This is a genomic window from Cellulosimicrobium sp. So1_17, from assembly GCF_055181235.1.
Genome location: NZ_CM143702.1, coordinates 4,463,461 through 4,478,076, shown reverse-complemented (window position 1 = coordinate 4,478,076; position 14,616 = coordinate 4,463,461). Strand labels below are relative to the sequence as shown.

Sequence of the window (14,616 nt, the reverse complement as noted above, 5' to 3'; positions counted from 1 at the left end):
GGTCAGAAGTCCCAGTCGTCGTCCTCGGTGTTCACGGCCTTGCCGATGACGTACGACGAGCCGGACCCCGAGAAGAAGTCGTGGTTCTCGTCGGCGTTCGGCGACAGGGCCGAGAGGATCGCCGGGTTGACGTCGGTCTCGTCCTTGGGGAACAGCGCCTCGTACCCGAGGTTCATGAGCGCCTTGTTGGCGTTGTACCGCAGGAACTTCTTGACGTCCTCGGTGAGACCGACACCGTCGTAGAGGTCCTCCGTGTACTGCACCTCGTTGTCGTAGAGCTCGAAGAGGAGCTCGAACGTGTAGCCCTTGAGCTCGTCGCGCTCGGTCGGAGAGAGCTTCTCCAGACCCTTCTGGTACTTGTAGCCGATGTAGTACCCGTGCACGGCCTCGTCACGGATGATGAGGCGGATGAGGTCGGCCGTGTTCGTCAGCTTGGCGCGCGACGACCAGTACATCGGCAGGTAGAAGCCCGAGTAGAAGAGGAACGACTCGAGGAGCGTGCTCGCGACCTTGCGCTTGAGCGGCGAGTCGCCCTTGTAGTACTCCATGACGATCTCGGCCTTGCGCTGCAGGTTCGGGTTCTCCTCCGACCAGCGGAACGCGTCGTCGATCTCGCGCGTCGAGCACAGCGTCGAGAAGATCGACGAGTAGCTCTTGGCGTGCACCGACTCCATGAAGGCGATGTTCGTGTACACCGCCTCCTCGTGCGGCGTGACCGCGTCCGGGATGAGCGACACGGCGCCGACGGTGCCCTGGATCGTGTCGAGCAGCGTCAGGCCCGTGAACACGCGCATCGTGAGCTCCTGCTCCTGCGCGGTGAGCGTGTGCCACGACTGGATGTCGTTCGACACCGGCACCTTCTCGGGGAGCCAGAAGTTCCCGACGAGGCGGTCCCACACCTCGAGGTCCTTCTCGTCCTCCAGACGGTTCCAGTTGATCGCGCTCACGCGATCGATGAGCTTGAGCTTCCCGGTGGGCGACATCTGCCTTCTTCTCTCCTGCTGACCCCGGACCGACCGGGACGATGACTGTGGGACGGGAGCTGCGTCGTCGGGCACTGCTGCACGACGCAAGTAGTTGCTTCAGGCGACTACAGCATGCAGCTGACGCAGCCCTCCACCTCGGTCCCCTCAAGGGCCATCTGGCGGAGGCGGATGTAGTAGAGCGTCTTGATGCCCTTGCGCCACGCGTAGATCTGCGCGCGGTTGACGTCGCGGGTCGTCACGGTGTCCTTGAAGAACAGCGTGAGGCTCAGGCCCTGGTCGACGTGCTGCGTCGCCGCGGCGTAGGTGTCGATGATCTTCTCGTACCCGATCTCGTACGCGTCCTCGTAGTACTCGAGGTTGTCGTTCGTCAGGTACGGCGCCGGGTAGTAGACGCGGCCGATCTTGCCTTCCTTGCGGATCTCGATCTTCGACGGCACCGGGTGGATCGACGACGTCGAGTTGTTGATGTACGAGATCGAGCCGGTCGGCGGGACGGCCTGGAGGTTCTGGTTGTAGATCCCGTGCTCCATGACGGAGGCCTTGAGAGCCTTCCAGTCGTCCTGCGTCGGGATGTGCACACCGGCGTCGGCGAACAGCGCACGGACGCGCTCGGTCTCCGGCTCCCACACCCCGTCGGTGTACTTGTCGAAGTACTCGCCGGTCGCGTACTTCGAGTCCTCGAAGCCGGCGAACGCGCGCCCGCGCTCGATCGCGAGCCGGTTGGAGGCCGCGATCGCGTGGTAGGCGACCGTGTAGAAGTAGATGTTCGTGAAGTCCACGCCCTCGGTGGAGCCGTAGTGGATCCGCTCGCGCGCGAGGTAGCCGTGGAGGTTCATCTGCCCGAGGCCGATGGCGTGACCCCCCTCGTTGGCGCGCTTGATCGAGGGGACCGACTCGATGCTCGTCTGGTCCGAGACGGCGGTGAGCGCCCGGATCGCGGTGTCGATCGACTTCGCGAAGTCGGGCGAGTCCATCGTCTTCGCGATGTTCAGCGAGCCGAGGTTGCAGGAGATGTCGCGGCCGACGTGCTCGTACGAGAGGTCCTCGTTGAACGTCGACGGCGTCGACACCTGGAGGATCTCGGAGCACAGGTTCGAGTGGGTGATGCGGCCCTTGATCGGGTTCGCCCTGTTCACCGTGTCCTCGAACATGATGTACGGGTACCCGGACTCGAACTGGAGCTCCGCGATGGTCTGGAAGAAGTCGCGGGCCTTGATCTTCGTCTTGCGGATGCGCGAGTCGTCGACCATCTCGTCGTACTTCTCCGTGACGGAGATGTCGGCGAACGGCACGCCGTACACGCGCTCGACGTCGTACGGCGAGAAGAGGTACATGTCCTCGTTCTTCTTCGCGAGCTCGAACGTGATGTCCGGGATCACGACGCCGAGCGACAGCGTCTTGATGCGGATCTTCTCGTCCGCGTTCTCGCGCTTGGTGTCGAGGAACCGCAGGATGTCCGGGTGGTGCGCGTGGAGGTACACCGCGCCGGCGCCCTGGCGCGCGCCGAGCTGGTTCGCGTAGGAGAAGGAGTCCTCGAGCAGCTTCATCACGGGGATGACGCCGGACGACTGGTTCTCGATGTGCTTGATCGGCGCGCCGTGCTCGCGGATGTTGCTGAGGAGCAGGGCGACGCCGCCGCCGCGCTTGGAGAGCTGCAGCGCGGAGTTGATGCCGCGCGCGATGGACTCCATGTTGTCCTCGATGCGCAGCAGGAAGCAGGACACGGGCTCGCCGCGCTGCGCCTTGCCGACGTTGAGGAACGTCGGGGTCGCGGGCTGGAAGCGGCCCGAGATGACCTCCTCGACGATGTCGAGGGCCTGCTGCTCGTTGCCGTCGGCGAGACCGAGCGCGACCATGCACACGCGGTCCTCGAAGCGCTCGAGGTAACGCTTGCCGTCGAACGTCTTGAGCGTGTACGACGTGTAGTACTTGAACGCGCCGAGGAACGTCTCGAACCGGAACTTCTTGGAGTACGCGAACTCGAACAGCGACTTCACGAACGCGCGGTCGTACTTCGCGAGGACGGCCGGGTCGTAGTACTTGTTCTCGACCAGGTAGTCGAGCTTCTCCTGCAGGTCGTGGAAGAAGACCGTGTTCTGGTTGACGTGCTGCAGGAAGTAGGCGCGAGCGGCCTCGCGGTCCTTGTCGAACTGGATCTCGCCGTCCGGGCCGTAGAGGTTGAGCATCGCGTTGAGCGCGTGGTAGTCGAGCTGCGCGCTCGACAGCGACACCTTCTGCGCCGCCAGCGCGACGTCGCCCGTCCCTGCGCTCTCGGAGATCACGCCGGAATCTGTGACTGTCGTTGCCAAAATCGTCCCAATCCGTCGCGGACGCGCGCGGCGTCCTCGGCTGTTCCCAGGAGTTCGAAGGCGTACAGGTAGGGCACCTGGCACTTCGCGGAGATGATGTCGCCGGCGATGCAGTACGCCTCGCCGAAGTTGGTGTTGCCCGCGGCGATGACGCCGCGGATCAACGACCGGTTGTGGACGTCGTTCAAGAACTTCACGACCTGACGCGGGACGGCCCCACCCTCGTTGCCGCCCCCGTAGGTCGGGACCATGAGCACGTACGGCTCGTCGACCCGCAGGAACCCCTCGGTGGGTCGCGTCGGGATGCGTCGCACGTCGATGCCCAGGCCCGGCAGGTCGAGCCGCTGGACGAACCGGTGCGTGTTCTCGCTGACGCTGGAGAAGTAGACGAGCGACCCCACGGGGACCGCACCTCCGTCCTGCTGTGCTCGCGACCTGCTGTCGTGCTGCCAGGCGGCTCTCGCCGCCCCGGCGGTGCGGGCGGGCGCCGTCTCCGGCCCGCCCGGCCGATCGTCGTCAGGCGACGACCGGGGAGACCTTCTGCGCGAGGGCGTTGATCTGGTCGGGGCGGAAGCCCGACCAGTGCTCGTCGCCGGCCACGACCACGGGCGCCTGCAGGTAGCCGAGCCCGCGCACCAGCTCGAGCGCCTCGGCGTCCTGGCTGATGTCCACGACGGTGTACTCGACGCCCTTCTTGTCGAGAGCGCGGTACGTCGCGTCGCACTGAACGCAAGCCGGCTTGCTGTAGACCGTGACGCTCATGGTGGTGACTCCTCGCTTCTCGTCCTGGGCCCGGTCCTCGGGGAGGGAGAAGAGTCTCTGACCTCGAAGGACACCGCTGGAACTACGTCTGTGTGATTCCCCGGAGAGCCTGCGCCCCCTGGGTGTGCAACCACTATACCTAGGGGTTCGGACACTGCCACCCCACTACATGTCGTGTCTGAACTTCACCCCGCGGAGTGTGGTAGCAGCCATGGATCCATGGTCCCAGGCCCCTCTGACACGCCCTTCCACACCCCGTCGTCCACCGCTCCGCGGGGTCGAGAACCGCGTCGTGACGCGGCCCGCGCGCCGTCGTCCACAGGGTGGGGACGACGTCGGTCCACACCCTGTGCAGGCCCGCGGACGCCCCCGCAGGCCGGCACGCGGCCACCCCGGACGGCCCACCAGAACGCCCCAATCCGGACACCCGAACCGCAGAACTCGTCGGCGTGTCGCGATCCGTCGGCGTGTCGCGCCGTCGAGCGACCAGCCGACCGATCTGCGAGATACGTCACCCCGAACCGCCCCTCCTGCGGCAGATGAGAACGTCCCGCGGGACCACGCGACCGCGGGCCTACCCCGCCTTACCGGGTACTACCTCCCGCTACCGAAGCACTACCTCGCGCTACCGGGGTACTACCTCGCCTACCGGGGTACTACCCCGCGCTACCGGGGTACTACCTCGCGGCGACGGTGAGCCGACGGACGAGCGGGCGGACCGGAGCGGGCGGGGCCGCGGGTCGTGGCGGGTCTGGCGGGAGGCCGCGAGGCACGAGCGGCCGGATGGTAGACCCGCGACCCCGCCCGTGGAGGCCCGTCCGCGGACCACACCGCGGAGGCCCACACCGCGGACGCCCGCCCGCGAGGCCCGCCCGCGGACCCAGCACACCCACGCAGCACCCGGACCACGCACGCGAAGGGCCCGCCCCCGGTGCACACCGGAGACGGGCCCTGCGACACGGGTCAGGCGGTCTCGTCGACGCCCGGAAGCACGTTCGACGTCGCGAGCCGGCGGTACCAGTGCGCCGAGTCCTTCCACGTGCGCTCGAGCGTCTCGTAGTCGACGCGGATGATGCCGAAGCGGCGGTCGTACCCGTAGCCCCACTCGAAGTTGTCGAGCAGCGACCACGCGAAGTACCCGCGCACGTCCGCGCCGGCGTCGACGGCGGCACCGACGGCGTCCACGTGGTCGTGCAGGTAGGCGACGCGGCGGTCGTCGTGCACGCGCTGGGTGCCGTCGGCCGCGGTCGTCACCTCGTCGTCGAACGCGGCGCCGTTCTCGGTGACCATGAGCGGCTGGTCGGGGTAGGTCGTCGCGACGGACACGAGGAGCTCGGTCATGCCGGCGGGCTCGATGTTCCAGCCCATCGCCGTGTAGGGGCCGGGCTGCTGGACGAACTCGACGTCGGTGACCCCGATCCACGGGCTGTGGGTCGATGCGCCGTGGCCGTCGTTCTCGGCCCGCTCGCCGGTGCCGTCGTAGTGGCGCACGCGCACGGTCGAGTAGTAGTTGACGCCCAGGATCGACACGGGCTGGCGCACGAGCTCGAGGTCGCCGTCGTGCACGAACGACCAGTCGCTCACGTGAGCGGTGTCGGTGAGCAGGTCGGCCGGGTAGGCGCCGTCGAGGATCGGCCCGAGGAACGCGCGGTTGGCGAGCGCGTCGATCTTCCGGACGGCGTCGAGGTCGTTCGCGTTCGCGGGGTCGTCCGGGCGGATCACGTGGAGGTTCAGCGTGACGGACGTCTTGACGTCCTCGCCGAGCTCGTCGCGGATCGCCGCGACGGCGAGGCCGTGGGCGAGGTTGAGGTGGTGCACGGCCGCGAGCGCCGCCGCGGGCTCGGTGCGACCGGGCGCGTGGACGCCGGAGCCGTAGCCGAGGTAGGCGGAGCACCAGGGCTCGTTGAGCGTGGTCCACGTGTCGATGCGGTCGCCGAGCTCGCACGCCATGTGCCGGGCGTACTCCGCGAAGGCGTAGGCCGTGTCGCGGTTGGCCCAGCCGCCGGCGTCCTCGAGCTCCTGCGGGAGGTCCCAGTGGTAGAGCGTGACGACGGGCTTGACGCCCTTCTCGAGGAGCGCGTCGACGAGGCGCGAGTAGAACGCGACGCCCTCGGGGTTGAGCGGTCCGGTCCCGCCGGGCTGCACGCGCGACCAGGAGATGGAGAAGCGGTACGCGCCGAGGCCGAGGTCGGCGATGTGCTGCACGTCCTCCGCCCACCGGTGGTAGTGGTCGTCGGCCACGTCGCCGGTGTCGCCGTTGAGGACGCGTCCCGGCGTGTGGGAGTAGGTGTCCCAGATCGACGGCGTGCGTCCGCCCTCGGCGGCGGCGCCCTCGATCTGGTACGAGGCGGTGGCCGAGCCCCAGACGAAGTCCGGGGGGAAGGCGCGGCCCGACGGCGCGGGCTCGGGGCTGGTGCCGGGCGTGGCCCCGGCGGGACGGGTGGGGGTGTCGGTCGTCACGAGATCCTCGCTGATCGGGTGCCGGGGCCTGGGCGGCCCCGGTGCGGGGGGCGGTGGAAGACCGGCGTGGTAGCGCTTCCATGCCGGTCTTCCCAGGGTACCTCGGTCAGGGCAGCACGAGCGTCACCGACCCGGGGCCGGCGGCAGCCGCCGTCGCGCCGTCGGCCTCGACCGACCAGCTGCCGGGAGCGTCGTCGGACGCGACCGTGAGCACCTGGCCGTCGCGCCGGACGTGGAACGTGGCCGATGCGCCGCCCGGCCGCGGGACGACGACGTCGCCCTCGTAGCCGTCGGGCAGCGCGAACGCCCGGAGCGTGACGCCGTCGGCCCAGTCGTACTCGGGGGCGTCGTCGCGCGCACCGACGGGGAGCACCGACCCTGCCCGCACGAGCACCGGCAGGGAGTCGAAGCCGTGCGTCTCGGTGACCCAGCGCGGCCCCGTCACGGTCGCCGGGAGGGTCCCGGCGGGACCGTCCGGCGCGCCGTCGACGAGCCGCGTCCACGTGCCCTCCGGGACGTAGTACTCGACCTGGCCGTCGGCGCGGAACACCGGGGCGACGAGGAGCGCGTCCCCGAGCATGTACTGCGTGTCGACGAGCGCCGCGGTGCGGTCCGCGGGGTGCTCGAGCACCATCGGGCGCATGACGGGCACGCCGTCGGTGTGCGCCTCCTCGCCGAGCCGGGCGAGGTACGGCATGAGCGACATCTTGAGGCGGGTGAACCGTCGCGTGACGTCGACGGCCTCGTCGTCGAACGCCCACGGGACCCGGTAGGAGTCCGAGCCGTGGAGGCGCGAGTGCGACGAGAGCATGCCGAACGCGACCCAGCGCTTGAACACCGCCGGGTCGGGCGTGCCCTCGAAGCCGCCGATGTCGTGGCTCCAGTACCCGAACCCGGACAGCGCGAGCGACAGGCCGCCGCGCAGCGACTCCGCCATCGCGACGAACGTCGACTCGCAGTCACCGCCCCAGTGCACCGGGAACTGCTGCCCGCCGGCGGTGGCCGACCGGGCGAAGAGCACGGCCTCGCCGCTCCCCCGCTCCTGCTCGAGCACCTCGAACACGGCCTCGTTGTACAGGTGCGTGTAGTAGTTGTGCATGCGCTGCGGGTCCGACCCGTCGTGCCACACGACGTCGGTCGGGATGCGCTCCCCGAAGTCGGTCTTGAAGCAGTCCACGCCCTGCCGCAGCAGGCCGCGCAGCTTCTCCTGGTACCAGGCCCGGGCCTCGGGGTTGGTGAAGTCGACGAGCGCCATGCCGGCCTGCCACAGGTCCCACTGCCAGACGTCGCCCGCCGGCGTCGTCACGAGGTAGCCGCGCTCGCGCCCCTCGTCGAACAGGTGGGAGCGCTGCGCGATGTAGGGGTTGATCCACGCGCTGACGCGCAGGCCGCGCCCCCGCAGGCGCGCGAGCATCCCCTCGGGGTCCGGGAAGGTCTTCGGGTCCCAGACGAAGTCGCACCAGTGGAACTGCCGCATCCAGAAGCAGTCGAAGTGGAAGACGCTCAGGGGGATCTCACGCTCGGCCATGCCCTCGACGAAGCTCGTGACCGTGGCCTCGTCGTAGTCGGTCGTGAACGACGTCGAGAGCCACAGCCCGTACGACCACGCCGGGACGCGCGCGGGCCGGCCCGTGAGAGCCGTGTAGCGGCGCAGCACGTCCTTGGGCGTCGGCCCCTGGATGACGTAGTACTGCAGGGCCTGGCCCTCGACGGAGAACTGCGCGCGCGAGACGACCTCCGTCCCGAGCTCGAACGACACCCGCTCGGGGTGTGCCACGAGGACGCCGTAGCCCTTGTCGCTGAGGTAGAACGGCACGTTCTTGTACGCGAGATCGCTCGCCGTCCCGCCGTCCTCGTTCCACACGTCGACGCTCTGCCCGTTCTTGACGAACGCCCCGAACCGCTCCCCGAGCCCGTAGAGGTGCTCCCCCACGCCGAGGGCGAGCTGCTCGTGCACGTACGAGCGCCCGTCGGACGTCGTCGCGATCCCGATGCTGCGGTCGGTCGACGAGGTGAGCACCGTGCCCTCGGCCTCGAAGTCCACGTGCCACGGGCCGTCGGTCCGCACGCGCGCGGTGAGCCCGCCCGAGGTGATCGTGGCCTCGGGAGCGCCGATGAGCTCGGGCAGCGCCACCTTCGCACCGGCCGTCGAGCGCTCGAGACCGAAGTGCGGCCCACGGTCGCGGCGCCCGCGGTGGTGCTCGATCCGGACGCCGATCACGCCCTCCGCGGGCGCGTCGAAGGTCACGGTGACGACCGGCTGGTTGAGGGTGTCGCCGCGCGTCGCGACGACCGCCGTGGGCGCGTGCACGACGAGGCGCTCGCCCTCGTCGACGACCTCGTCGATCGAGCGCGGGCGCAGCATGCCGACCCCGGGTCGCAGCTGCCAGTACCCGTCGGTGAACTTCATGGCGTCCTTTCGGTGGGGTGGTCGACCAGCGCGGCGACGTCGTGCGCGGCGAGGTGCACGGCGTCGTCGACCGGTCGTCCGGTGAGGAGGTCGAGGTGGTGGCCGTCGACGGGCACGGTGACCGGCCCGGCGGTGTGGTTGAGCACGAAGAGCACGTCGCCGCGGCGCACGAGCTCGACACCGGGGGCGTCGCCCGCCCCGGGGAGGACGGGTGCGACGCCGGCGCGGTCGAGCGCGGCACCGAGGACGTCGCCGAGGAGGTCCTCGTCGGGGACGGTCGCGACGTACCAGGCGTCGCCGGCCCCGTACGCGTGCCGGGTCACGGCGGGCCCGCCGGCGAGATGACCGTCGGCGAAGGTCGCGAGGACCGCGGCACCCTCGGCCTCCAGGAGCTCGCCCAGCACGCCGGCCCGCGGGGCGGGGCCCGCGGAGAGGTCTGCCGCGACGTCGAGACCCACGCCGTCGTCCGGGAGCGGGACCCACTCCTCGCCGCTGACGCCGAGGACGTCGCGCAGGAGCGCCGGGAAACGCCCGGTGCGGACGTGCGCGTTCTCGTCCGCGACGCCGGTGAACGGCCCGACGACGAGCGTCATCCCCGCGTGCGTCGCCGTACGCAGCGCGTCCGCCGCGGCCTCGTCGAGGAGGTAGAGCTGCGGGACGAGCACGGCCCGGTAGCCGGAGACGTCGCGCCCGGCCGGGACGAGGTCGCACGCGACGCCGCGCGCCCACAGCACGCGGTACCAGGCGCGCAGCTGCTCGAGCGCGTCGAGGCGGTCCGTGGGGCGGGCGACCTCGCCGCTCGCCCACCACGACGGCCAGTCGACGACGACGGCGACGTCCGCCGCGACCCGTCCCCCGACGACCGGGGCGAGGCGGGCGAGGTCCGCGCCGAGGCGTCGCACGCCACGGTGCACACGGGTCTCGGGTCCGGCGTGCGGGAGCATCGCCGAGTGGAAGCGCTCCGCGCCGCTGCGCGACGCGCGCCACTGGAAGAAGCACACGCCGTCCGCGCCGCGAGCGACCGCCTGGAGCGACTCGAGCCGCGAGCGCTCGGGGGACTTCGGGAGGTTGTGGGGGCGCCAGCTCACCGCGCTCGTCGCGGACTCCATGAGCAGCCAGGGCGCGCCGTCGCCCAGCGAGCGCATCAGGTCCTGCGTGAGCGCGGCGTCGGCCGGTGCGCGCGGGTCGCCGGGGTCGGGGTAGGCGTCGTCCGCGACCACGTCGACGTCCTCGGCCCACGTCCACGGGTCGATGCCCGGGAAGAAGCCCATGAAGTTGGTCGTGACCGGACGCTCGGCGTCGTAGGTGCGGATCAGGTCCCGCTGCTCGCGATAGAGGGCGAGGAGCTGGTCGGAGCAGTACCGGCGCCAGTCCAGCGCCTGCGACGGGTTGACGTGGTAGACCGTGCGGCGCGGGGGCACGATCTCGGACCAGTCGGCGTAGTGCTGCGACCACACCGTCGTGCCCCACGCCGCGTTCAGCGCCTCGACGGTCCCGTAGCGACGCTCGAGCCAGGCGCGGAACGCGGCGGCCGACTCGTCGCCGTAGCAGACCTGGCCGAACTCGTTCCCGACGTGCCACATGCGCACCGCGGGGTGCGCGGCGTACCGCGCGACGAGCGCGTCGGTGATCGCGAGCGCGTGCTCGCGGTACACGCGTGACGCGGGGCTGAACTGGTTGCGCGAGCCCGCCACGAGCCGCACGCCGTCCGGGTCGACCGGCAGCGTGTCGGGGTGCAGGACGCCGAGCCACGGCGGCGGCGAGGCCGTGGGCGTCGCGAGGTCCACGCCGACACCGTGCTCGCCGAGCACGTCGAGGACCTCGTCGAGCCACGCGAAGTCACGGGCCCCCGGCGACGGCTCGTAGCGCGCCCAGGAGAAGACGCCCACGGTCACGAGGTTCACGTGCGCCTCGCGCATGAGGCGCGCGTCCTCGCGCCAGACGTGCGCGGGCCACTGCTCCGGGTTGTAGTCGCCCCCGAAGCGGATCCCGTCCGGCGTGAGGGCCGCGAGCCCCCGGCCGCGCGGGGACGCGTCGATCGCGTTCGTCGGCACCGTCGCCTACCTCCGTCGTGTCTCACGACGACGCGGCAGGGATGCCATCGTCGAAGCGTTTCAACACGCTAGCCTGTGACCTACGCCCTTGTCCAGGACACCGCCGGGCGATCCCCGAGGATCACCCGCAGGCCGCGACGTCGTCGTCCCGACCCACCCTCGGAACAGTGCGATCGTCCCGACGAGCAGAGGATCTGCCCCATGACCGGCGCCGTCGCCGACCACCTCCCGCCGAGCCCGGGCGACGCGCCGTCGGGCCCGGACCGCGAGCCCGCACAGGCAGGCTCCGACGTCCGGAGGATCGAAGCGCTTCCCTCGGTCGTCGACGGCCCCGGCGGTCCGGGCACCGGACGGTGCACCGTCCGCGAGCGCCGTCGACCGAGGTCCGACGCCCCGAGCGCCGCGCCAGGCGCTACCGTGTCCCCCGAGCGATCGCGCGGTCGAGCCGGTCTCGACCGCCGCGATCCCGTCAGCTGAGGAGAAGCAGTGGCCACCATCGAGGACGTCGCACGGACGGCCGGGGTCTCCGCGTCGACCGTCTCCTACGTGCTGTCGGGCAAGCGCAGCATCTCCGCCCCCACGCGCCGCCGCGTCGAGAAGGCGATCCAGCAGCTCGGGTACCGCCCCCACGCCGGGGCGCGCGCCCTCGCCTCGTCCCGGACCAACGTCCTCGCCCTCATGGCGCCGCTGCGCGCCGGCGTCGACGTCAACGTCATCATGCAGTTCGTCTCGGGCGTGCTCCTGCGCGCTCGCGAGCACTCGCACGACGTCCTCCTGCTGACCCAGGACGACGTGTCCGGCGCCGAGCGCGTCGGCTCCGGGTCGATGGTCGACGGGATCGTCGTCATGGACGTCGAGGCACACGACGAGCGGCTGCCGAGCCTCGCGCGCCTGCGCCAGCCCGCGGTCCTCATCGGGCTGCCCGCCGACCCCGGGACGCTCAGCTGCGTCGACCTCGACTTCGAGGCCGCAGGACGGCTCGGACTCGAGCACCTCGCCCGCCTCGGCCACCGCCGGGTCGCGTTCCTCGGGCCGCCGCCCGAGGTCGTCGCGCGCCACACCTCGTACGCCGACCGCGTGCTGCGCGGCTTCACGGTCGCCGCGCGCGACGAGGACGTGCACGCCCGCACCGTCGAGACCCCGACGGCCCGCGACGGGGTCGTCGCGTCCGTCGACGCGCTGCTCGAGCAGGAACCGCACCTGACGGCCCTCCTCGTGCACAACGAGGCCGCGCTGCCCCACGTCCTGGCACGCCTCGCGGAGCGGGGCCGCCGCGTGCCCGACGACCTCTCGGTCGTGACGATCAGCCCGGCGGACGTCGCGGCGGCCCAGGTGGTCCCCGTCACGGGCATCGACATCCCCGCGGAGCGCATCGGCCACGTCGCGGTGGACATGGTCATGGCCCGCATCGAGGACGACGAGCCCGCCGAGACCCGGCTGCTCACCCCGGTCCTCACCGAGCGCGGGTCGACGCGCGCGGCTGCCCGCTGACGCGGCCACGCGCCACGACCGTAGCTCCGCACCACGGCGAGCGGCCGACCGGCCGGCGCACGGGCGTGCGTCGTCCGGTCGGCCGGTCCGTCGGGCTGCCGGGCCGTGCTCAGCCCTTGATGGCCCCGAAGATCACGCCCTTCGTGAAGTGGCGCTGCACGAACGGGTAGACGAGAAGGATCGGCACGACGGCGAGCACCATGATCGCCATCTTCACCGGCAGGCCCGTGACCGCACCCGTCGCGACGTCGACCTGGCCCGTGCCGCTGCCCGGGAGCGTGACGCCCTGCAGGACGTACGAGCGCAGCACGAGCTGCAGGGGCCACTTCGCGTTGTCGTTGATGTAGAGCATCGCGTTGAAGAAGGCGTTGAAGTAGCCGACGCCGTAGAACAGCGCGACGACGGCGATCGCCGCCTTCGACATCGGGGCGACGATCTGCCCCATGATCCGCCAGTCCCCTGCCCCGTCGATCCGGGCCGCGTCCGTGATGGACGCGTCGATGTTCATGAAGAAGTTGCGCAGGATGAGGACGTTGAACGCCGAGACCGCCCCGGGGAGGATGAGCGCCCACAGGCTGTCGATGAGGCCGAGGTTGCTCACGAGCAGGTACGTCGGGATCATGCCGGCGCCGAAGAACATCGTGATGAGGAAGACGAACAGGATCGTCCGGTGCCCCAGGCTCGACGGCCGCGAGAGCCCGTAGGCCGCGAGGACCGAGACCACCGTCGAGAGCACGGTGCCGATCGTCGTGACGACGATCGAGACCATCGCGGCCCGCGTGACGATGCCGCCGGAGAGGATCTGCTGGTAGGCCGCGGTCGTGAAGTCGCCGGGGACGACGACCATCCCGCCCGAGCGGTTGATGTCGGCCTGCGTCGAGAACGACGTGAGGACGACCGTGTAGAGCGGGAAGAGGACGACCAGCACGATGAGGAGGAGCGCCAGCCCCTTCCCGGCCTGGCCGAACGGGCTCGGCGTGCCCTCCCACGCGGCGCGGTGCGGCGAGCGCCGCCGCCGGCGACGAGCCGCCGTCGGCGGAGCCGGGAACGGCACCGCGTCGGGGTGGCTCAGGGGCCCCTGCCCCGTGTCGTTGGTGATGCTCATGATTTCTTGTACACCCCTGCCTCACCGAAGACGTGCGCGAGCTTGTTCGCGCCGAGGACGAGCGCGAGCGAGACGAGACCCTTGACGAGCCCGGCCGCCGCGGCGAATGCCCAGTCGCCGTTGACGACGCCCTGGTAGTAGACGAAGGTGTCGATGACCTCCGACACCTCGGAACCCACTGCGGCGCGCTGCAGGATGAGCTGCTCGAACCCGACCGTGAGCGCGTCACCCAGGCGCAGGATGAGGAGCAGGACGATCGTGGGCCGCAGCGCGGGCAGCGTGATGTGCCACGTGCGGCGCATCCGGCCCGCCCCGTCCATCGCCGCCGCCTCGTGAAGCGCCGGGTCGACCGTGCTCAGGGCGGCGAGGAAGATGATGATCCCCCAGCCCGCGTCCTTCCACACCGACTGCATGGTGATGAGGACGAGGAACGTGTCGGGGTTCGTCATGAGGTCGAACCCGGCGTACCCGTGCTCGGCGAGGACCCGGTTCACGAGCCCGGCGCCGCCGAAGAGCTGCTGGAAGATCGTCACGACGAGCACCCACGAGAAGAAGTGGGGCAGGTAGACGATCGACTGGATCGTCGTCCGGATCGCGGGCGTGATGACGCTGTTCAGCAGGAGCGCGAGCGCGATGGGGATCGGGAAGTAGAAGACGAGCTGGAACGCCGTGATGGCGAGCGTGTTGCCCACCGCCTCGAGGAACAGCGGGTTCGTGAAAACCCGCTCGAAGTTCCACCAGCCGACGAACGGCGAGTCGAGGATGCCGACGTAGGGCGAGTAGTCCTGCCACGCGATGACGTTCCCGAGCATCGGGACGTAGGCGAACACGACGAGCAGCAGCACGCCCGGCAGCGTCATGAGGAGCAGCGACCGGTCGCGGCGCAACCGCGCCCGCCACGACAGACGGCGCTGCCCAGCCGCGTCCGGCCGCGCCGTGCGGGCCCTCCGGCCCGGCGTGCCCGCCGGGCCGGAGGGGTCCTTCGTCGCCGCGTCCGCGCTCGGCGCGTCCGTGACGTCGGAGATCTCGGTGCTCACGA

General features: G+C 70.7%; 10 protein-coding genes. 1 reads left to right on the top strand and 9 read right to left on the bottom strand.

Features of this window, described 5'->3' with window-relative positions:
- Positions 1–2: 2 nt before the first annotated feature.
- The 7 genes from nrdF to ACZCLJ_RS19695 all read right to left on the bottom strand — a co-directional run bounded on the left by nrdF (position 3) and on the right by ACZCLJ_RS19695 (position 10,981).
- A complete protein-coding gene (gene nrdF / locus ACZCLJ_RS19725; protein ID WP_463104988.1) occupies positions 3–983 on the bottom strand; it encodes a class 1b ribonucleoside-diphosphate reductase subunit beta in 981 nt (326 codons plus the stop codon).
- 107 nt (positions 984–1,090) lie between these two features.
- Positions 1,091–3,232, bottom strand: a complete 2,142-nt coding sequence (gene nrdE, locus ACZCLJ_RS19720; RefSeq protein WP_463106432.1) for a class 1b ribonucleoside-diphosphate reductase subunit alpha — start codon at positions 3,230–3,232, stop codon at positions 1,091–1,093.
- Between the two features lie 32 nt (positions 3,233–3,264).
- Positions 3,265–3,696 carry a class Ib ribonucleoside-diphosphate reductase assembly flavoprotein NrdI gene (gene nrdI, locus ACZCLJ_RS19715; protein WP_463104987.1) on the bottom strand — a complete coding sequence of 144 codons (432 nt, stop codon included), beginning with the start codon at positions 3,694–3,696 and terminating at the stop codon, positions 3,265–3,267.
- Between the two features lie 115 nt (positions 3,697–3,811).
- Positions 3,812–4,057, bottom strand: a complete 246-nt coding sequence (gene nrdH / locus ACZCLJ_RS19710) for a glutaredoxin-like protein NrdH (protein ID WP_154798230.1) — start codon at positions 4,055–4,057, stop codon at positions 3,812–3,814.
- A 963-nt stretch (positions 4,058–5,020) separates the two neighbouring features.
- The gene (locus ACZCLJ_RS19705) at positions 5,021–6,517 is read right to left on the bottom strand and encodes a GH1 family beta-glucosidase (RefSeq protein WP_463104986.1); all 1,497 of its coding nucleotides are present in this window, start codon (positions 6,515–6,517) and stop codon (positions 5,021–5,023) included.
- Between the two features lie 106 nt (positions 6,518–6,623).
- The gene (gene yicI, locus ACZCLJ_RS19700; RefSeq protein WP_463104985.1) at positions 6,624–8,927 is read right to left on the bottom strand and encodes an alpha-xylosidase; all 2,304 of its coding nucleotides are present in this window, start codon (positions 8,925–8,927) and stop codon (positions 6,624–6,626) included.
- Positions 8,924–10,981, bottom strand: coding sequence for a beta-galactosidase (locus ACZCLJ_RS19695; RefSeq protein WP_463104984.1), 2,058 nt, complete (start codon positions 10,979–10,981; stop codon positions 8,924–8,926). Before ACZCLJ_RS19695 ends, yicI begins: the two co-directional genes overlap by 4 nt.
- A 486-nt stretch (positions 10,982–11,467) precedes the next feature.
- Here ACZCLJ_RS19695 and ACZCLJ_RS19690 point away from each other — a divergent pair, with 486 nt between their 5' ends.
- Positions 11,468–12,472 carry a LacI family DNA-binding transcriptional regulator gene (locus tag ACZCLJ_RS19690; RefSeq protein WP_251150256.1) on the top strand — a complete coding sequence of 335 codons (1,005 nt, stop codon included), beginning with the start codon at positions 11,468–11,470 and terminating at the stop codon, positions 12,470–12,472.
- A gap of 109 nt (positions 12,473–12,581) precedes the next feature.
- On the opposite strand, the gene ACZCLJ_RS19685 is transcribed toward ACZCLJ_RS19690, so the two are convergent.
- Together ACZCLJ_RS19685 and ACZCLJ_RS19680 are read right to left on the bottom strand one after the other, a co-directional pair.
- The gene (locus tag ACZCLJ_RS19685; protein WP_463104983.1) at positions 12,582–13,577 is read right to left on the bottom strand and encodes a carbohydrate ABC transporter permease; all 996 of its coding nucleotides are present in this window, start codon (positions 13,575–13,577) and stop codon (positions 12,582–12,584) included.
- Positions 13,574–14,614 carry an ABC transporter permease gene (locus ACZCLJ_RS19680; protein WP_463104982.1) on the bottom strand — a complete coding sequence of 347 codons (1,041 nt, stop codon included), beginning with the start codon at positions 14,612–14,614 and terminating at the stop codon, positions 13,574–13,576. Before ACZCLJ_RS19680 ends, ACZCLJ_RS19685 begins: the two co-directional genes overlap by 4 nt.
- Between the last annotated feature and the right edge of the window lie 2 nt (positions 14,615–14,616).